Raw genomic sequence first — 19,650 nt, forward strand, 5'->3', positions numbered from 1 at the left:
TTCACCAACATATCTTGTAAAATCCAACAAGCATATTTAATTTTCGAGTAAAAAATCTATAAATTTTATCTTTCCTCTTTTAAAACTTTTAGGATCAGCCCAAGTCCAACACCAGCAACTATTACTATAAAAATGATCTCAGCGATATCAAGAGCTGTCATTTTTTACTCACGTTAGTTTTATCGTTAGTTGGTTTTTCTTCTGCTTTAGCTGTACTCTTATCGCTAACGTTAGCTCTGAATTTTGGATTTTCATTTCGCTGTTTTAGCTGTCCGCAAGCTGCACTTATATCAAGTCCTTTGCTCTGTCTGATCGTGCAAGTGACGCCATGATCCCTTAGATATTCTTGAAATTTTAACATACTAGCAAGCTCAGGCCGTCCAAATTCACTCCCCTCATGCGGGTTAAAGTAGATCAAATTTACCTTTGCCTTGATACCATGCAGCAGTTTAACCAGCTTTTTTGCGTCACTAACACTATCGTTTAAGTCCTTGATAACAAGGTATTCAAACATCACACACTTTCGCATATCGATAGGAAATCCCCTAACAGCGTCCATAACAGCCTCGATATTATACGCCTTATTTATCGGCATCAGGCGGCTTCTAAGCTCGTTAGTAACAGCATGTAGCGATATGGCCAGCAAGACCCCAAGATCCATCTCGCCAAGCTTTTTTATCTGACTGCCAAGGCCGCTAGTTGAAACGGTTTGACGGCGTGGCGATATGGCTAGACCCTCATTTAGAGCTAAAATTTTGATCGCTTTACTAACGTTAGCAAGGTTATCAAGTGGCTCACCCATACCCATATAAACGACATTTATGCGCCTCTCATATGGTATGTTATTCTCTCTTTTTATCCATAAAATTTGCCCTACTATCTCGCCAGCAGTCAAATTTCTAACAAGCCCACCCTTTGCTGTTAGGCAAAAAGCGCAGCCCATTTTGCAGCCAACCTGCGAACTAACACAAACGGTATAACGAGCATGGCGACTGACTTTGCCATCTTCGTCGCTAACCTCCTCTTTCATCGGTAGCAAAACGCTCTCTATCTTTAGACCATCTTTTAGCTCAAAAAGATACTTGATCGAGCCATCACTACTTTGCTCAAATTTCACGCATTTTAAAGGATCAAAATAAAATTTCTCAGCCAAGTCCTGACGCATATCCTTTGGTAAATTTAGCATTTGGCCGAATTCTGTCGCATTTTTTTTATATATCCATTCATAAATTTGCGTCGCTCTGAACGAGGGAGAGACTAGCTCTTTTAACTCTTCGATACTAAGATCAAGCAAATTTTTCACACATTTTCCTTTACATATTTTGTTAGTAGCTCTTTAGCCGCAGAGTGATTTTTTATAAAATCAGCATGCGCATTTTTATCGCAAAAATTTGTCGCTACAAAAATTCCGTAAGCTGGAATTTTAAAAATTTGAGCCACTTTTAGAACAGAAAAAAACTCCATATTTTCTAAAAAATATCCCTTTTCAAACATCTTATGAGCCAAATTTTTATCTGTCGTTATGAAATTTGATGAATTTGTTTTGATAGTTCCACGTGAAACGATAGAAGAAATTTCACACTCGATAGGCGAATAAGATCTATTTTCTATGCTAGAAATTTCAACATTTGCCCCAACCGAGCTTTCATAAATTTGCAAAATTTCACCATCTTTATAAAGGCCAGCTGAGCCAACAAAAACTATCTTTTCTGGCATCTGATATAAATTTCGCTCTGGATTTTTTGACAAATTTTGGCTTAAATTTTGCAGCTCTGGGTTTGATGAGTTTGCAAATTTAGCCTCGATCTTTGCAAGATAGTGTGGATCAATGTTTTTTAAATTTATACCCTTTTCATCCGCTCCAATGCACGATCTTTTTTGCAAAAACTTTGTCAAATTTATCGCCATATCGACTAGCCCCACCCCCATCGGCAAGGCAAAGTCAAAAATTTCATTTTTTCCAGCCGAGATAACTAACATCAAAGCCTAACCTCAACGCCATTTGCCTTGAGATACTCTTTTAGTTTTTTTATCTCTATCTCGCCAAAGTGAAATATCGAAGCCGCCAAACACGCATCAGCCCCGGCTTCAAAAGCCTCTTTAAAATGCTCCATCTTGCCAGCGCCACCACTTGCGATAATCGGTATAGAAAGCGCACTAAATATCTTTGTTAGCTCCAGACTAAAGCCCTGCTTGACACCGTCGTTATCCATAGATGTTAGTAATATCTCCCCTGCTCCGCGCGACTCAACCTCTTTTGCCCAAGAAAAAGCATCTTTTTTAGTATCGATCCTGCCGCCATTTATAAAAACGCTATAACCATTTTCGATCTTTTTAGCGTCGATCGCCACGACGACACATTGCGAGCCAAATTTCTTAGCCGCTTCGTCGATCAAATTTGGATCTTTTATCGCCGATGAGTTTAGGCTCACCTTGTCGCAGCCCGCATTTAAAAGGCGCGAGATATCATCGATCGTGCGTATGCCACCGCCAACGGTTAGGGGTATAAAAAGCTTGCTTGCGACCTTTTTTACTACATCAACTATCGTATCACGGCCAAGGTGAGAGGCTGTGATATCCAAAAAGCAAAGCTCGTCAGCGCCCTCGTCGTTGTATCTTTTAGCTATCTCGACTGGGTCTCCAGCATCGACAAGTCCAACAAAATTTACACCTTTTACTACCCTGCCGTCTTTTACGTCGAGGCATGGGATTATGCGTTTTGCAAAATGATTCAAATTTATCCTTTGTCTATCTTTCTAGCTGCCACCTCAAAATATGGCAAACTAGCCCAATTTTCTCGGTTACCAATTATATAAATAACCTCTTTTGCTCTTGTTAGCGCCACGTTTAGCAAATTTGGCTTGCTAGCAGCCCACGCTCTAGCACCCTTTGTCGCTCCACCTAACACAAAGGCAATAACATCAGCCTCTTTGCCCTGCATAGTGTGGATAGTGCCTGCACCTTTTAAATTTCTACAAACATCTTTAAATGGCGTTATTATCCTGATGTTATAATTTTGGCTAGCTAGCTCGCCTGCCAAGAGCTCTTTAAGCACCTCGCCCTCGGCTTTATTGTAGTTGCCTATCCACTCTTCACTTCTAACGTCTATCCACTTTGTTTGCACGTTAGTGTTTGCAAATTTACTAGCCGCGCTTCTACCAAGTATCATCATATCGTCGTATGTAGTCTCGTTTGATATCTCAAACATAGGGTTAGCGCACCTTCTATGCACGATCAGTGGTGAGCCGACCCAGATACTCTCGCCACTACCTTTTATATATGTGCCGATCTTTTGTGCTTTGTCGGCTCTTAGTTGCACAGAGGATTTAAGCAAGTTAAATTCCTCTTTTGCCTCGCAGTAGCTAAGTATCGCGTTATTTAAACTAACTGGTAGTGTTACGACTGGTTCAAGCTGAAGCGGGTCGCCTACTACCACAGCCATCTTTGAGCGGAGTAAGGCACCTAACGCGTTAGTTAAATTTGCCTGCCCTGCTTCGTCTATCAAAAGCATGCCTATATCGCCATTTAAAAAGTCTTTAAAGGTGTTATTAAACGAAGCAAAAGTCGAGCTAACAACAGGCGTTAGCAAGAAGAGCCCCTTGATGATCTCGCGTCTATGCTTTGCCTCTAAGCCGTTTTTCTCAGCCATCTTTTCATCGTTAAAGATAACGCTAAGGGCACGTAAATTTGTCCTAACAGCCTCTTTGCAGGCAAAAATGGCAGCTTTGTGCAAATTTAGCGCCTCTTTGAAAAGCTCTATCCTAGCCTTAAAAAGCTTCGTCTTGTGAAATTTCTGGTCTATACCAAATTCCATCATAAATGGCATGCTCTTTTGCATTTCCTCATTACTCTCGCTAAAGCTGCCGCTTAGATAGATATCTAGCTCCTCGCTCCTGCCAAGTATCTTTTGACGTCTAGAAAAGTCGTTTTGTAGCCTTTTGTAAAGATTTATCTTAGTCTTTAGCTCCGCAGCCTTGCTCTCAAGCCCTGCTATCTCGCTTTTTAGCTCATTTAGCCTTGCCTCGTTTTTCTCTTTGCTCTCGCCATTTTGCTTGCTAGCTTTTAAATTTTGCTCAGCTATCTGGCGGTTTATCTCGCCAACCTTTAACGCCTCGTCGTTATACTTTTCAAAGGCCTCTGTCTTAAAAATTTGCTGAAAGAGAAAAAATGGCGGCTTTTCTGGCGTGCTTAGATACTCCTGCAACGCTTCATTTTGACTAACAAGTCTTGTTAGCTCGCTAAATTCAGCCTTTTTATCTTCAAGCTCGCCACTAACGCTAACAAATTCACTCTCAATCGGAGATAAAAGCTCCTCTATCTGCTTAGCCGAGTTATAGCTCTCTAGCCTTCTATCGATGTCAGCCAGCTCTGTTTTAAGGCTCTTTAGCTCCTCTTCTTTGATCCTGATCTCGCTAAAAAGTAAATTTACCTCGTGAAGTGCAAGGTTAAATTTCTCCTTTGCCACGTCAAAGTCATCTACGCCTTCGCCCACCGCAAGATATTTGCCAAGCCCCATCAAAAAGCCATCTTGCTCCAAAAACTCGCCATACTCTTTTGTGATCTTGTCATACTGGCTGTGAGCAGCCTCGATCTTTACGCCGTTAATTGCGTTAAAAACAAAATTTGACTTGTTTTGTTTTGAGCCAAGCGCCACGCAAAAAAGCCCCCAAGCTGGCTTTGAGATAAAGGACTTCTCGCCAAATTCAGTCTTTTCATCAGCCGAGAGCAGCCTTGTGGCTATAAATTTAAAATAATCAATCTCGCCCTTATAATCCCCTATGCTCTTTAGCTGGCTTAGCTCTTTGCTCAAAATCTCAACAGCGCCATTGTTGCAAGAGCTAACGACCATCTCGTAACCCTGCAGTTCGTCATTTAGCCTAAAATAAAGCGCCTTTTCGTCGCTGTCATAAACTGGCTCAAAGATATCGTGCCTGCTCATTTGCGCGAGCTTCATCGCCCTAAGCGTCACCACTTCAGCCATCACGTCCTTTAAAAGTGTCGTTTTCCCCGTGCCTGGAGCGCCATTTACGCTATAAATCCCGCCGTTGCCTTCTTTAAATTTCTCTATGATATTGTTTAGCGCCATTTGCTGTGAGAAATTTAGTGCAAAATCACTCGCAAAAGCCGATCTTGGGTAGCGCTCAGCCTTAAAAAAGTCCCTCACCGCCCTTTGATTTAGCTCATCTCTAACGTCAAGCCTCTCAAATTTATTCTCACTGCCCTCGTCTAAAAACTGATCCGTCAGCTCGTGCGTCCTGCCTGACTCGTAAAATTTGATAAGTAAATTTATATCATCTATAAAAAAGCTATTTAAAAGGGCGTCGTTCTCTTTAAAATTTGGATCAGCGATCCTTACTTCAAGCCTGATCGCGTCTTTACAAAATGGCGTCTTTAGCGAGCTTTTTAGCTCCTCATGGACTGCTTTTACATAGTCGCTAAGCCTCATTTTCTCTTTGTGGATAGAAATTTTATCCTTGATGTGCTCGCACTCTTTGTTAAAGTCGTTTTGGCTGATCTCTTTTAGGTGGTTTAGGTGCACCATCGCCCAAGGAGCCGTTGAGATAAAAAGCTCATTTGATGAGTTTGGCGTGAAAAATGGGCTTAGCTCATCATCTAAATTTGCATCTTTTAAAGCAAAAATTTGCTCATTTTTGCAAAAAATTAGATCGCCAGAGAGCTTAAGCTTATAACAAAATGCCTTTTCAAAGCTCGTTTGCTCAGAGCGCAGCTCCTCTAAAATTTGCTCTTTTTCAAATTTCACCTTTGCTAGCTTTGATATCGCAAGGGCGAGCAAGTCCGTCTCAAAAATGCCACCATAAATCGAAATTTCTACACCATTTTTTAAAAGCGACCTGTCAAATGCCCTTAAAATTTGCATAAATTTCTCATCGAAATTTGCGATATCAAGGTCCATTGATTTTTTAAATTTGCTATTTGTCTTTTTTGGCTCGTCTAAGGTTTTTGGCTCTAAATATTGTGATAATAAAAAGTATTTTAAGGTATTTGGCCTACTCAAATTTGCGCCTTATTTTGTTGTTATTTAGTGATTATAGTCCATTTTATATATGATTAAACTAAACTTGTAATCATTGTATAAGTAATTTTTGGCTAATATCGCGGCTATGATAAAGGCAAAAAAGCACTTTGGACAGAATTTTTTACAAGACAAAGCGACACTAGATAAGATCATCCAAGCGATACCCAAGGACGTAGAAAACGTCGTTGAGATTGGGCCTGGCTTAGGTGATTTGACATTTAGACTTTTGCAAATTTATAAGACGACCTCTTTTGAGATAGATTGTGAGCTGTTTCAAATTTTAAAGGTCAAATTTGCAAATGAGATCCAAAATGGACAATTAAAACTTTTTTGTAAAGATGCTTTAGAGCAGTGGCAAGAAGAGGGCGGACTAAGTAGCCAGAACTACTTTTTGGTCGCAAATTTACCCTATTACGTTGCTACTAAGATGATCCTAAATGCGATAGATGACGAAAAATGCCTTGGGCTTATTGTGATGATACAAAAAGAGGTTGCTCTTAAATTTAGTGCAAAGAGCAAGGATAAAGAATTTAGCGCTTTATCGATCCTCGCTTCACTTCAAGGCAGGTGTGAGCTTTTGTTTGATGTGGATGCAAAGCTTTTTAATCCACCTCCAAAGGTCACATCTTCAGTCATCAAACTACAAAAAACAAAAAAGATTTTTGGCAAAGACGGGATTTTCAAAGATGCAAAACAATACGAGGCTTTTAAAGCATTTTTAAGAGCTGCGTTTGCTTCGCCAAGAAAGACGCTTTTGAAAAATTTATCTACAAATTTTGACAAAAAGGCGTTAGAAGAAATTTTTGAAGACCTAGGCTTAGCTCAAAATTTACGTCCACACGAACTAGATGTCGATTCTTATCTAAAAGTATTTGAAAGATTAAAGGAAGATAATGAACGACAAAAACGAAGAGAAAGTTGTAACTAACCAAAGCAAAAACAACAAAAGACGAAGATTTAGACCAAAAAATAAGCCAAAACAAGATGGCGAAACTACCGAGCAAACCTCACTAGCAAGCAAAAGCGTGATAGATAACTTCTTTGCAGCAGAGCAAGCTGAAAATGAAGCGCATGCCGAGCCAAAGGGTCAAAATCCTCGCCCAAAAAAGCAAAGAAACAATAAAAATCAAAACAAAAATGGCGAAAACAATAAGCCAAAAGAGCAAAAACAGCAAAAAGAAAAACCAAAACAAGAGCCAAAAGCTGAGGCTAAAAACGAGGCAAAAGAGCAAAAAGAGAAGCCCAAAAAGGCTAAAAAACCAAAGAAAAATTTACCCGCAAAGCTAAATGGCAACGAGCAGTGGCAGCAAGACATCGCAAGCGCGATGGAGGCAAACAAAGCCACTCACGAGCTAAGACTTGAGCCACTAAAATATCTAAATTCAAGCGAGCATAAAATTCGCATAACACCACTTGGCGGTCTTGGCGAGATCGGTGGCAATATGACGATATTTGAAACAGAAACCAGCGCCATCATCGTCGATATCGGCATGAGCTTTCCAAGTGAGAGCATGCACGGCGTGGATATCCTCATACCAGACTTCGACTACGTTCGCAAGATAAAAGATAAGATAAAAGGCGTCATCATCACTCACGCACACGAGGATCACATCGGCGCGGTGCCTTATTTTTACAAAGAGTTTAAATTTCCTATCTACGCCACACCGTTACCGCTTGGCATGATAAATAATAAATTTGAAGAGCACGGACTAAAACAAGAGCGCTCACTCTTTAGATCGGTCGAAAAAAGAAAGCCATATCTCATAGGTGACTTTGAGGTCGAGTGGATACACATCACCCACTCTATCATCGACGCCTCCGCACTTGCTATCACGACAAAGGCTGGCACGATCATCCACACAGGCGACTTCAAGATCGACCACACGCCGATAGATGGCTATCCAACAGACCTTGGCAGACTAGCGTATTATGGCGAGCGTGGCGTGCTTTGTCTATTAAGCGATAGCACAAACAGCTACAAAGAGGGCTTTACAAAGAGCGAAAGTAGCGTTGGCAAGACCTTTGACGCGATATTTTCAAAGGCAAAAGGCCGCGTCATAATGAGCACATTTAGCTCAAACATCCACCGCGTCTATCAAGCGATCGAGTGGGGCTTAAAATACAACCGCAAAGTCTGTGTCATCGGCAGATCAATGGAGCGAAATTTATACACTGCGATGGAGCTTGGCTACATCAAGCTTGATAAGAAAATTTTTATCGATGCAAACGAGGTTGGTAAATTTAAAGATGACGAGGTGCTTATCGTAACTACTGGCTCTCAGGGCGAGACTATGAGTGCGCTTTACCGCATGGCGACAGATGAGCACAAATATATAAAGATAAAGCCGACCGATCAGATCATAATCAGCTCAAAAGCGATCCCAGGCAACGAAAACAGCGTCTCAACGGTGCTAAATTTCTTACTAAAATCAGGCGCAAGTGTCGCTTACCAAGACTTTAGCGAGATCCACGTCAGCGGTCACGCGGCGCAAGAAGAGCAAAAGCTGATGCTTCGCCTCATAAAACCAAAATTTTTCTTGCCAGTGCATGGCGAGTACAACCACATCGCAAAGCACAAAGAGACAGCCATTAGCTGTGGTGTGGATGAGCGAAATATCTATCTAATGAGCGACGGCGACCAAATGGAGCTTTGTCAAAAATACCTAAAACGTGTAAAAACTGTAAAAACTGGCAAAGTCTTTATAGACAATCAAATAAATAAACAAATCGCAGATGACGTCGTGATCGACAGACAAAACCTAGCAGAAGCAGGGGTTGTCATGATAATCGCTCAAATTTCACGCCACGGCGCAAAGCTCATCAACAAGCCTCGCGTCATCAGCTACGGCCTTGTGGGCGACAAGCAAGACGCTGAGTTTAGAAAAGAGATGGAGGGCGTGCTGGAGCAATACCTAAGCAACGTCAAAGAGGAGCTTTTGAAAGATAGCAGACTGCTTGAGTCACAAGTGCGCCAAGTGATCAGAAAGCACATCTTTAGAAAGGTCAAAAAGTACCCAACTATCGTGCCGATCATCTATCTAATGTAAGGGAAATTTATGCAGACAATGAACCAAATCGCAGCTGAAGTCTTAGAGATAGAAGCAAATGAGCTTTTAAGACACGCTAAAAGCGTAGAGATAGAAGATGCTGTAAATTTGATATATAACGCAAAGGGCAAGGTCATAGTCACGGGCGTAGGCAAGAGCGGTCATGTGGGCGCAAAGATCGCTGCTACGCTTGCAAGCACCGGCACGCCAAGCTTTTTCTTACACCCGACAGAGGCCATGCATGGAGATCTAGGCATGATAGAAAAGGACGATGTTTTGTTAGCCATTAGCTTTAGTGGCGAGAGCGATGAACTTGTCAAAATTTTGCCTCATGTAAAGCGCTTTGGCGTGAAAATCGTCGCCATGGCAAGAAGCATATCAAGCTCACTTGGTAAATTTAGCGATGCTTTTATAGATATAAATGTAGAAAAAGAGGCGTGCCCACTAAATGCTGCTCCAACGGCATCAACCACGCTAACGTTAGCTCTTGGCGATGCGTTAGCTGTTTGTTTGATGCAAAAGAGAGACTTTAAAAAAGAGGACTTTGCAAATTTTCATCCAGGTGGCAGCCTTGGCAAGAGGCTATTTTTAAAGGTCAAAGATGTGATGAGAAGCGAAAATTTACCGATAGTCCGCTGGAATGCAACCCTAAAAAGTGCGATCGATACGATGACGCATGGCAAGCTTGGCACGGTTTTAATAGTTGATAAAGATGGCGTGCTAAATGCCCTTTTAAGTGACGGCGACCTTAGGCGCGCGCTTATGAGAGAGGACTTTGACCTAGAAGAGCCAGCGATGAAATTTGCAACCTTGCATCCAAAAGAGATAGATAACAAAGAGATGTTAGCCGTAGATGCGTTAGCCCTCATAGAAAAGTATAAAATCCAGCTTCTAGCCGTCGTAGAAAATGGCGTACCTGTGGGTGTTTTACACATCCACGACCTTGCAAATTTAGGACTATAAAATGGAAAAAACAAGACTAAATAAATTTATCTCACATAATACAAACTACTCACGCCGTGAGGCAGATGAGCTGATAAAAGCTGGCAAGGTTAGCATAGCAGGACGTGTGGTTAGCGACCTTGCCACAAACGTGGATGAAGATGACAAAGTGCGTATAAATGGCCGTTTGATAAAGCTAAAAAAGGAATTTACCGTTATCGTTTATCACAAACAAAAGGGTGAGCTAGTTAGCAAGAAAGATGACCGCGGACGAAAGACGATATATGACACGTTAGATAAGAAATTTGCCAAATTTGTTAGCGTAGGGCGCTTAGACTACGCAAGCGAGGGGCTACTTTTACTAACTGACGCCCCGGCGATCGCCACAGCACTAATGAATAGCGACTTAGAGCGCGAATACTACCTAAAAGTAAAAGGCGAGGTAACAAAAGAGGTGATAGAAGCGATGACAAATGGCTTTTTCGCCAAGGACGCCACCAAAGGCGCGCACGCAAAAACAACTATAAAATCAATGGAATTTAAGCCATTTCTAGCCTACAAGGTCTTTGGCTCAAGCGGTGGTTACACAAAACTAAAGGTCATCATCAATGAGGGTCAAAATAGGGAGCTTCGTCGCTTCTTTGGCTACTTTGACCTTGAAGTAATGGATCTAAAACGTGTTAGTTTTGGGCGTGTTAGCCTTGATATGCTAAAGCCTGGCAAATGGCGCTACTTCGAAAACAGCGAATACGAAGACCTAAGAGACTTTTTAAAAGTTAATAACGTTAGATACTAACATTAGGCTTGTTTCTCTAACAAAGAGACAAGCCAGACATGTTTCTACAAATACACACCAAAATCACAAAAATTTATTAAACGACGTATAAATTTGCTTTGCGTATCCACTAAAAGATAAATGGATAATTAACAATAATCTAAGTTTTAAAAGGACAAAATATCGTTTAAGAAATTTGTAAAAATGGAGCAAAAAATGAAAAAGATAGTGTTTTTATCTATGTTTTTATTAACTATTGGATTTTCTCAGGATCTTTTAGAACTCGGACTTAAAGCTTATGATAAAGGCGACTATACAAAGTCAGCAGAATTATTTGAAAAAGATTGTAATAGTGGAAATGTTGGTGGTTGCGCCAATTTAGGACTTTTATATGATGCTGGACAAGGAGTAAAACAAGACTATAAAAAAGCAGCAGAATTATATGAAAAAGCTTGCAATAGTGGGAATTTTGTCAGTTGTTTTAATTTAGGAGTTATGTATGAAAATGGTATAGGAGTAGAGCAGAGCTATTTAAAAGCAGCCAAGCTATTTGAAAAAGCTTGTAATGGTAATTTTTCTAAGAGTTGTTACAATTTAGGACTTTTATATACAAATAGCTTTAGAATAAAACAAGACTATCGCAAGGCAGCCAAGCTATTTGAAAAAGCTTGTAATAGTGGAGATATTAAGGGTTGTTATAACTTGGGAGTTTTATACGATAACGGACAGGGCCTAAGACAGGATCACTATAAAGCAGCTGAGCTATATAAAAAAGCTTGCAATAGTGGACATGCTACAGGTTGCTTTAATTTGGGAGTTATACATGAAAAAGGACAAGGCTTAAGACAAAACTACCACACTGCGAAAGAGTATTTTGGTAAAGCATGTGATTTAGGAGATCAAAATGGATGTGACGCCTATAAAAAACTAAATGAAAAAGGCTTTTAATACCCAAAAACAACCTAGTGAGCTCTAACAAATTTAGTGCTTCTCTAAATTTATATCTTATTTTCTGAAAGTAGGATGTTTATGTATGGATTTAGCAGCGTTTCGCCACGTGCTGCGTAGAGCAAGACCTCTTTAAAGTAGTTGTCGTTTATGCCGTAAGTGTGAAACTCATACGCCCCTATGCCGTATCCCATCGGCGTGATATCGGCCCTCGAGTACCAGGCATTTTGCGCTGGGATGTAGCGGTTTGTATCTCTTGAATAGACATATAACTTGATCTTATCTTTGCTCTTTTGCGCCATATACCAGATGAAAGAATTTGTGATGTCGTTAAAGAAGTAGATGTCGCCATTTGGCATGATCGCCTGGGCTGTGTCGTTGTTATCAGCGATGAGCGTTCTGCTCTCATAACATATATATTTATTTGGCGTAAGCTGCTCGATCGGCTCTGATTTGTCGCTATGTGAAACTAAAATTTTATCATCGCTTATGTCAGCATTATAGGCAAGCACGGCTAAGACTAGAGCCAACAAACAAAGAGAAAAAATTTGCTTTATCAAAATAAAAATCCTCTTAAAAGATAGTATTTGAGCACGTAAAGCGAGCAGATCAGCACGCAAACACTTAGCCATATCGATGAAAATTTAAGCTTGTGCGAGTAGTTTATCTTTGTGATGATCTCCACAAGATATGGCATAAGGCCATAAAAAACGCCCAAAAACAAACTGCCCCAGATAAGGTAGCCAACGTAAAAATAGTCGCTTCTTAGCATGCAGTATGGGCACTTGTGATTTGGCTGCTCGTAAACATAAAGGCCAAAAAAGTAGGTGATAGCGTAGTAGCTAAGCACCAAAAATAGCAAATTTGCCACAAAGCTTGCCATACTTTGCTTTAAGAAATTTAGCGCCAAAATGACAAAAAATAGCACGAAAAAGGCGCTTACTAAGCCAAAATTTGTATAGCCAAATGGCAGCTTTGGAGCTTGAAAAGTGACAGAACAGCAAAAGACTGGCACTTTTAGCGGGATATTATAAAAAAACGAAATTTCTATGCCAAGCTCGAGCAGCATCATCACAAAAAGGCAGATGAAAATAGCATATTTTTTCTTTAAATATGGGAAATTTAGAGCCTGCAAGTCGAGCCTATTTATAACCAGCCAGATACCAAGCCCAAAGATGAGCAAAATTTTAGTGAGCATCAAGATGCCGCCAAATTTATTTGAGCCGATCACGCCAGCCGAGCACATAGCCCCTGGCACGATGTCAGAGAGCTCGTTTAGACAAAGTGCGAAAAATATAAACAAAACGATCTTTGTGCAGACGCTAAAGAGCAAGATCGTATTTACAAGATAGTTTTGCTTTTCAAGTGAGTATTGAAGCGATGTTAGCGCGTTATAGTCCCACGACCTCACGATCCTAACGACGTAAAATAGCGAAATGCCCATCAAAACTAACAGCACAAACTCCGCTAACAAAAAGGCGATAACGGCGTTTGACAAAAATACGCTCATACTATCTCTCCGTTTTGCAAACTTACAACCCTATCTGTAGCGCTCAGCTCGTCAAAAATGCTATCGTGAGTCGCGACTATGACACTTTTTTTAAGCGCTTTAAATGACTCAAGTAGGCCTAAAAACGCACGCGCATTTTGTCTATCTAAATTTGCCGTTGGCTCATCAGCCAAAATGATATCAGCGTCCATTGACAAAGCCCTAGCTACCGCACATCTTTGGCGCTCGCCACCGCTTAAATTTGATACATTTTCATCTCTTTTGTGAGAGATATTTGCAAGGTTTAGAGCCTTTTTTATCATCTCTTCACGCATGTTTGCCTTGAAATTTGTTAGAGCAAACGGAGCTAACAAATTTTCATAGACGCTTAAGCCCTCGATGAGGTTAAAATTTTGAAAGACAAGCCCAAGCCTTTTGTGCCTAAACTCGGAGCAAAATGCGTCAGGCAGCTTTGCGATGTTAGTGCCGTCTATCAAAATCTCCCCGCTAGTTGGCTTTTGAAGTAGGGCTATGAGCGAGAGCAGGGTGCTTTTACCACTTCCGCTAACGCCTTTTAGTATCACTAACTCGCCGTTATTAACATCTAAATTTATATTTTTTAGGGCGCAAAACTCGTTTTGTTTGCCTTGGTTATAAACTAGGCTAACGCCTCTTATATTTATCATTTTAGCCCCTCATTTATGTCGCCACAAGCCACACGCCACGATGGGATAAGAACAAATGCCAAAAATGGTATGACACCAAAGACAAAGATCAAAAAGAGCTTATCAAACTCCAAAATAGGCGTGAAATTTGTAAAATTTAAAAGCTCATCGCCTAAAAATATCCCCTTTAAAAACGGGGCGTTAAAGACAAACACAAAGATATAAGCTAACATAACACCAAGCAAAAAGGCGCTAACGCTAACGATGAAATTTTGTATAAATTTTAAAAAAATGATCTCTTTTATACTAAAGCCGATGCTTCGCAAAATGGCTATCTCACGCTTTTTACTGCCGTAAGCAAGTGAAATTTGGTTTTTAAGCAGCACGAAAAAAATGAGCATAACGCTAACATAAATGCTCATAAAAATTCCGCCCTTATAGTAGTAAAGATGTCTAATGTTTGCTACCTCGTCTTCTATGCTAATGGCAAATGAATTTGGATATAAATTTTCTATCTTTAATGCCACTTGGCTGATCTCTTCGCTATTTGGCACATCGACATAGAGCTTTGTGTATTCTTCATCTTTTAAATTTAAGATAGCTCGCAAGGTTTTTGGGTGCAAAAATATGGCGTTATTTGTGATAAGAGCGCTTTGTTTTGGCATGGTTTTTACTATCTTTACTGGTATCATGCGCTCTTCTGTTAAGAAGTTAAAGCTCTCGTCGTAGTAAAGCTCGTTCATAGCAGCTTTTACGCCCTCGCCAACTATCATCTCATCTTCTTTCAAGCTATCATCCTCATATAGATGAAACCAGACGCGCTTTTGCACGAAGTAGTACTCTCCCTCCGCCACGCCTCTAACGTCAGCCACGCCATCGATCTTTGAGATATCGTAGATGTAGCCAGGGTGCATGAGGTCGTTTTTACCAGCACGAAACGCGCTAACAACGATGCTTGATCTATCTTTTACTAAGCTTATAAGATCATGCTGGATCGAGCCAGAGATGAAAAGCACCGAGCTTAGCACAAAGATAATGAGCGTAAAGAGGCAAAAGCTAAAGAGGTGGTCCTTTTTGTCTTTAAAGAGCAGGACCACAGCGTAGTTTATGAAATTTCTACTTATCATAGACAAAGCCCTTTTGCTCTTTTAGGCTAAAGCTAGAAGCTAAATTTGCCCTTGTTATCTTTGAAATTTCTCTTAGCTCATCTTGCTTTGCTTTGTGGTCAAAGCTAAGGTAGTGCGCCGCTAAGAGCGTGTAAGAGAGTCCAAAAAATAACGCCAAAAATGCTAGAAATTTCACTTTATTTACCGATAAATGTCTTTATCTCGTCAAATTTTATGACACCTTTGCCAGCGTGATCTTTCATAAAGCTATTTGCCTTTACTTCGTCTTTAAACGGGATAAACTCCTCGCCCATCGGTCCAAAAACGTTTGAGCCATGAACGTAAAACGCATCTTTTGCATCAATCTTTTCAAGCGTGTAATAATCGCTCACGTAAGCCTCTTTCGCCACCTCATCTGCAAAGTAAAAGTGCGCCATATCTTTTACGCCATCAAAGTAATAGTCCTTGCCACCAGCCTTTATAAGCGTCGCCCACTGCTTGTTTTTTATAGGCATGCCACACACCGCACATCTTGCATCCTTTGGTAGCTCGATGTGCTCTTTTGCCCCTTTATAGGCGTTTATGTTTGCATCACTCGTCAAATTTCCAGCCCACAAGGCAAAAACCGCACTAAGTAACAAAGCTATAAATTTCATCTTATCTCCTTTAGTTTCTCTTTTTCTAACTCGCCCTTTTCATAGAGCTTTTTTAACATCTCATCATCAAATTCTATCTCGTAGTAGCCCTTTACAAACTCGCTAAATTTAGCAAAATCATCGAAGGCATAACCAAGCAGCCAGCGTCCGCCGTTATTGCCACCGACTAAATTTTGATGCTCCGCCCCGTCATACCAGATAAAAAAGGTCGTCTGCTCTATCTCATCTGGCAAGAAGTAAGAGCGAAATTTAGCAGCCTCGCCACCATAAATTTGCTCTATCACGCTTTTATCTGCCATGCTAAGCGAATTTAGCTCATTTTCATGGTCAAACCCTCTAACCAGCACCGCCTCACGCGTAAATATCACGTCGAGTAGATCGCCATGCCCGTTATCTATCACGTATCTTAGGCTATTTTCATCCTCTCTTTTAGAAATGAGCCTTAAGTGCTCCTCACCAGGCTCTAGCAGGGCGCTATCTAGCACATATAGTGCCTCTAGGCTTGCTTGCATGTTGCCCCAGTTTTTAAAACTCATCAATTCTTTCCTAAAATTTCTAAATTCTCGCACGCCTCTTTTAGGCCATTTTTACAGCTTTTAGTAAAAATTTCACGTGCTTTTTCCACATCCTCTTTCACGCCTTTGCCCTCAGCTAGCATGATAGCGTAGTTATTGCAGCCCTTTTCATAGGCGTATATGCACGCTTGCTCGTAAAGCTTTGTCGCTTTTGTAAGATTTTGATCAACCCCTTGCCCATAAACATATAAAAAGCCAAGGTTGTCGCATCCTATGCCAGCTTCGTTTGCGCAAGCCATCTCGTAGTTTGCTTTAGCTTTTGCGTAGTCTTTCTCGACGCCTTCGCCCTGAGCGTATAGGTAGCCAAGGTTGCTACATCCCATGCCGTCCCCTGCCTTGCAAGCCTTTTCATAGAGCTCTTTTGCCTTTTTTATGTCTTTTTCTACACCGGTGCCGTTTGCATAAAGCAAGCCAAGCTCGGTGCAGCCCTCGTTGTCGCTGCATGCTTTTTCATATAGTTTGACCGCTTTTGCTAGGTCTTTTTCTACGCCTTTGCCCTTTTCATATACATAGCCAAGGTTGCTGCAAGCCATAGAGAAATTTTGATCGCAAGCCTTTTCATAAAGCATCGCTGCCTTTGCCTCATCCTTTTTGACGTTGCCATCACCCCTGCTGTAAAGCACAGCTAGGTTGTAGCAGCCTGATGCCTTTTTCTCTTTATCGCAAGCATCTTCATAAATTTGTGCTAGTTTATTGTGATCATCTTTTGCGTTTAAAGCCTCTTTGATGTAGCCAGCATTTAAAACGCACAAACTAGCAGTCAGTAAAACCAAACTCTTCATCATATCTCCTAAACTACTTTTATATCTCTGCCACGATAAGCTAGGGCGATCAGCAAAGCAAGAGTTGCTAAGATCAAATATATCAGCCCAGAAACGCCAAAACTTTCGCCATTTGCGTATGAGTGAAGTCCGCTAAGGTAGAAATTTACTCCAAAATATGTAAAAAGCACCGAAGCAAATGATAGCACGCTAGCTGTTAAAAAGGTAAAAACGCCCCTTAGCTTTGGTATGAATCTTAAATGAAGCACTATGGCATAGACGATGATCGTGATGTATGACCAGCTCTCTTTGCTGTCCCAGCCCCAGTATCTGCCCCAGCTCTCATTCGCCCAGATGCCGCCTAAGAAATTTCCGATAGTTAGCAAGCTAAGTCCTATGATAAGGCTTAGCTCGTCAGTAGCGGCTAGGTATCTTATCTGTTCGCTAAGCTTTTGCTCGTTTTTGTCATTTTTTAGAGCCATTAAGATAAGCCCCACAAGCCCTAGTACAAAGCCAAAGCCCAAAAAGCCGTAGCTTGCGGTGATGACGCTTACATGCACGCTAAGCCAAAATGACTTTAAAACAGGGACCAAATTTGTTATTTGTGGATTTATAAAATTTAGATGAGCAACCAGCAAGCTAACACTTGCAAAGAGCGAAGCAGCGCCTAGTGCGAAGCTTTGATGCTTGAAAAATAGCACTCCGGCTAGCACGCTTATAAGTGAGATATAGACTAAACTCTCATAAGCATCGCTCCAAGGTGCGTGACCTGAGATGTAAGCGCGTAGGGCTAAATTTAGAGCATGCACCGCAAAGGCAGTGAAAAATGCAAGGCTAAGCGCTCTTTCAAATCTAAATTTCCTCCCAAAAAATAGCCTATAAAAGCCAAGAGCGAGCGAAGCAAGAGCTAGGATCATGTAAAAATAGATAAGAAATTTAAATATTTCCATTTGGTTATAAAGCACTTCAAGGCTAATTTTCGCCTCGCTTGGCGCAAGAGAGTCTAGAGTGCTTCTTTGATAGTTTGAAATTTGCTCCAAACTCTTATCGGCACTCGCGCACTCGCTACTTTTTACGCAAAGGCTTAAATTTTCTATATAAGCTCCTAAAACGCTTTTAAACTCGTTTGATATTTCATCTTTGCTAAAGGCTTCATTTACGCCTAGCCACGTGATAGTATCACCATTTTTAGCTGGGATAAATTTTAAAATTTCGCCCTTTAGCGCAAGGTATAAGACATTTAGCCTCTCGTCAAATTTAATGACGTCGTTATCAAATTTATCTCTTTTTGAGGCGGATTTTTCATTTGCAGCCTCTACAAATTTAGCCAGTTTATACTCGCCATTTTCGTTAAAAACGTCCTTAAAACTAGCAAATTTCTCACTAACGCCAAGAAGCTCGCCCACACGATCGCTTGTGATCTTTACCATCCTTTTATCCATCCACTCTTGTGGCGAGATGGCAAAAGAGAGCATGAGCTCATCGCTACTAAGCCCAAAGAGCGTGGTTTTGGTTGAAATTTTGCTAAGAACTGCTCTTGTGTAAGAGCTAGCTGGGGCGATCCTGCTATCAGTTTGAACTAAAATTTTGGCAAATTTATCTGCATGAGCTTTAAAATTTATGGCTTCATCGCTTGCGAAATTTGGCGTGGCATTTAGTAAAAGTAGAGCCAAAAATGCAAGCTGAGTGCCTTTTATGAAGTTGCAAAGTCTAAAAAATCGGCTCTTTTTGCTAAATAAATTTCCCACAAAGCCAAGGCAAAGCAGAAAATATCCGATGTAAGTTGGCACTTTGCCAGGATCAAAGCTGATCTCAAAGGCGCTTCCAAGCTCGTCAGCGTCATATGATGATTGAAAAATTTTATAGCCCACGATGCTTAGTGGGTGATTTAGTGAAATTTCATGCTCGGCACCTGCGATGCTTACTTTGCTCGTGTAAGATGATGGGCTATTTAGCCCTGTGTAGCGCTCTAGGATAAATTTATCAAGCCTTAGTGTAAATGGTAAATTTATCGCTCGTGAGCTAAAGTAAAATTTCGCCTCTTGCCCATCAAAGCTTAAAATGCTTGGCTCAAGATCATATCCAGCGCCACCTTTTAGCTTGGCGCTCTTGCTCTTTTCATTAGCAAAGCCAGCCTCTATGCTAAGCGTGGCTGGAGCGTTTTTCTCATCTTTTTTGTAGCCAGTTATCTTTATCTCAAATTCTTTGCCATTTATATCTTTTTTGAAGCGAAAGTCGTTTTTGCCAAGCAGGCTAAGTTTTAATGGATATTCAAAGCTTTCATTTGAAATTTGTACTCTTAAATAGGGCTTTGTGCTTTGCATATAGTTGCCGCTCTCGCCTACTCTAAGATGCAATACACCCTCTTCGCCAAAGTATCTTGTAAGCGCAGCACCGATGAAGATCAGAATAAAAGCAAGATGTATCAAAAATGCGCCAAATTTCTTATACATCTTGGTTTTTACGATGCTAATGGCTAAGCAAATGGCACAAGCTGCCATGACGCACTCGTACCAGAGCGCTTCATAAACAAGCACTCTAGCCGTCTGTGTGTCATAAAAATTTTCCAAAAAGGTCGCCACCCCTGCACCAAAAGCAAGGATAAATAATAATATTAAAGACAAGCGATAAATGTTTAAAATTTTCATC

The 19,650-nt window shown here is 40.8% G+C and carries 18 protein-coding genes; 5 read left to right on the plus strand and 13 right to left on the minus strand.

Annotated features, from left to right (window positions below):
- Positions 1 to 157 precede the first annotated feature (157 nt).
- From rlmN to CVT14_RS07765, 4 genes are read right to left on the minus strand one after another with little or no spacing between them, the layout of a single operon-like run.
- Positions 158 to 1,303 (minus strand): 23S rRNA (adenine(2503)-C(2))-methyltransferase RlmN, encoded by a 1,146-nt coding sequence (rlmN, locus tag CVT14_RS07750; RefSeq protein ID WP_107850051.1) that lies wholly within the window; start codon positions 1,301 to 1,303, stop codon positions 158 to 160.
- Positions 1,300 to 1,980: a purine-nucleoside phosphorylase gene (locus tag CVT14_RS07755; protein WP_107850052.1), complete on the minus strand. Its 681-nt coding sequence runs from the start codon at positions 1,978 to 1,980 to the stop codon at positions 1,300 to 1,302. The genes rlmN and CVT14_RS07755 overlap by 4 nt, the downstream gene beginning before the upstream one ends.
- Positions 1,980 to 2,735 carry an imidazole glycerol phosphate synthase subunit HisF gene (hisF, locus tag CVT14_RS07760; RefSeq protein ID WP_107850053.1) on the minus strand — a complete coding sequence of 252 codons (756 nt, stop codon included), beginning with the start codon at positions 2,733 to 2,735 and terminating at the stop codon, positions 1,980 to 1,982. The genes CVT14_RS07755 and hisF overlap by 1 nt, the downstream gene beginning before the upstream one ends.
- A gap of 2 nt (positions 2,736 to 2,737) precedes the next feature.
- On the minus strand, positions 2,738 to 6,016 hold the full coding sequence (locus CVT14_RS07765; RefSeq protein ID WP_107850054.1) for a DEAD/DEAH box helicase: 3,279 nt from the start codon (positions 6,014 to 6,016) through the stop codon (positions 2,738 to 2,740).
- 106 nt (positions 6,017 to 6,122) lie between these two features.
- Here CVT14_RS07765 and rsmA point away from each other — a divergent pair, with 106 nt between their 5' ends.
- From rsmA to CVT14_RS07790, 5 genes are all read left to right on the plus strand, one after another.
- On the plus strand, positions 6,123 to 6,965 hold the full coding sequence (gene rsmA, locus CVT14_RS07770; protein ID WP_103613551.1) for a 16S rRNA (adenine(1518)-N(6)/adenine(1519)-N(6))-dimethyltransferase RsmA: 843 nt from the start codon (positions 6,123 to 6,125) through the stop codon (positions 6,963 to 6,965).
- The gene (locus CVT14_RS07775; RefSeq protein WP_199907330.1) at positions 6,931 to 9,084 is read left to right on the plus strand and encodes a ribonuclease J; all 2,154 of its coding nucleotides are present in this window, start codon (positions 6,931 to 6,933) and stop codon (positions 9,082 to 9,084) included. The genes rsmA and CVT14_RS07775 overlap by 35 nt, the downstream gene beginning before the upstream one ends.
- A 9-nt stretch (positions 9,085 to 9,093) precedes the next feature.
- On the plus strand, positions 9,094 to 10,047 hold the full coding sequence (locus CVT14_RS07780; protein ID WP_107850055.1) for a KpsF/GutQ family sugar-phosphate isomerase: 954 nt from the start codon (positions 9,094 to 9,096) through the stop codon (positions 10,045 to 10,047).
- Between the two features lies 1 nt (position 10,048).
- The gene (locus CVT14_RS07785) at positions 10,049 to 10,822 is read left to right on the plus strand and encodes a pseudouridine synthase (protein ID WP_107850056.1); all 774 of its coding nucleotides are present in this window, start codon (positions 10,049 to 10,051) and stop codon (positions 10,820 to 10,822) included.
- Positions 10,823 to 11,017: 195 nt separating this feature from the next.
- Positions 11,018 to 11,749: a tetratricopeptide repeat protein gene (locus CVT14_RS07790; protein WP_107850057.1), complete on the plus strand. Its 732-nt coding sequence runs from the start codon at positions 11,018 to 11,020 to the stop codon at positions 11,747 to 11,749.
- 50 nt (positions 11,750 to 11,799) lie between these two features.
- Here the strand turns inward: CVT14_RS07790 and CVT14_RS07795 are convergent, their stop codons facing one another.
- Genes CVT14_RS07795 through ccsA form a run of 9 tightly spaced genes read right to left on the minus strand, consistent with a single transcriptional unit; the run spans position 11,800 to position 19,649 of the window.
- A complete protein-coding gene (locus tag CVT14_RS07795) occupies positions 11,800 to 12,309 on the minus strand; it encodes a hypothetical protein (protein ID WP_107850058.1) in 510 nt (169 codons plus the stop codon).
- On the minus strand, positions 12,306 to 13,259 hold the full coding sequence (locus CVT14_RS07800; protein ID WP_107850059.1) for a hypothetical protein: 954 nt from the start codon (positions 13,257 to 13,259) through the stop codon (positions 12,306 to 12,308). The genes CVT14_RS07795 and CVT14_RS07800 overlap by 4 nt, the downstream gene beginning before the upstream one ends.
- A complete protein-coding gene (locus CVT14_RS07805; protein ID WP_107850060.1) occupies positions 13,256 to 13,924 on the minus strand; it encodes an ABC transporter ATP-binding protein in 669 nt (222 codons plus the stop codon). Before CVT14_RS07805 ends, CVT14_RS07800 begins: the two co-directional genes overlap by 4 nt.
- Positions 13,921 to 15,030, minus strand: a complete 1,110-nt coding sequence (locus CVT14_RS07810) for an ABC transporter permease (protein ID WP_107850061.1) — start codon at positions 15,028 to 15,030, stop codon at positions 13,921 to 13,923. The genes CVT14_RS07805 and CVT14_RS07810 overlap by 4 nt, the downstream gene beginning before the upstream one ends.
- Positions 15,020 to 15,205: a hypothetical protein gene (locus CVT14_RS07815; protein WP_021084005.1), complete on the minus strand. Its 186-nt coding sequence runs from the start codon at positions 15,203 to 15,205 to the stop codon at positions 15,020 to 15,022. Before CVT14_RS07815 ends, CVT14_RS07810 begins: the two co-directional genes overlap by 11 nt.
- A 1-nt stretch (position 15,206) precedes the next feature.
- The gene (locus CVT14_RS07820; protein WP_107850062.1) at positions 15,207 to 15,665 is read right to left on the minus strand and encodes a nitrous oxide reductase accessory protein NosL; all 459 of its coding nucleotides are present in this window, start codon (positions 15,663 to 15,665) and stop codon (positions 15,207 to 15,209) included.
- Positions 15,662 to 16,201: a hypothetical protein gene (locus CVT14_RS07825; protein WP_107850063.1), complete on the minus strand. Its 540-nt coding sequence runs from the start codon at positions 16,199 to 16,201 to the stop codon at positions 15,662 to 15,664. Before CVT14_RS07825 ends, CVT14_RS07820 begins: the two co-directional genes overlap by 4 nt.
- Positions 16,201 to 17,022, minus strand: coding sequence for an SEL1-like repeat protein (locus CVT14_RS07830; RefSeq protein WP_107850064.1), 822 nt, complete (start codon positions 17,020 to 17,022; stop codon positions 16,201 to 16,203). The genes CVT14_RS07825 and CVT14_RS07830 overlap by 1 nt, the downstream gene beginning before the upstream one ends.
- An 8-nt stretch (positions 17,023 to 17,030) precedes the next feature.
- Positions 17,031 to 19,649, minus strand: a complete 2,619-nt coding sequence (ccsA, locus tag CVT14_RS07835; RefSeq protein ID WP_107850065.1) for a cytochrome c biogenesis protein — start codon at positions 19,647 to 19,649, stop codon at positions 17,031 to 17,033.
- Between the last annotated feature and the right edge of the window lies 1 nt (position 19,650).

It is taken from the genome of Campylobacter concisus, assembly GCF_003048445.1.
Lineage (GTDB): Bacteria > Campylobacterota > Campylobacteria > Campylobacterales > Campylobacteraceae > Campylobacter_A > Campylobacter_A concisus_BF.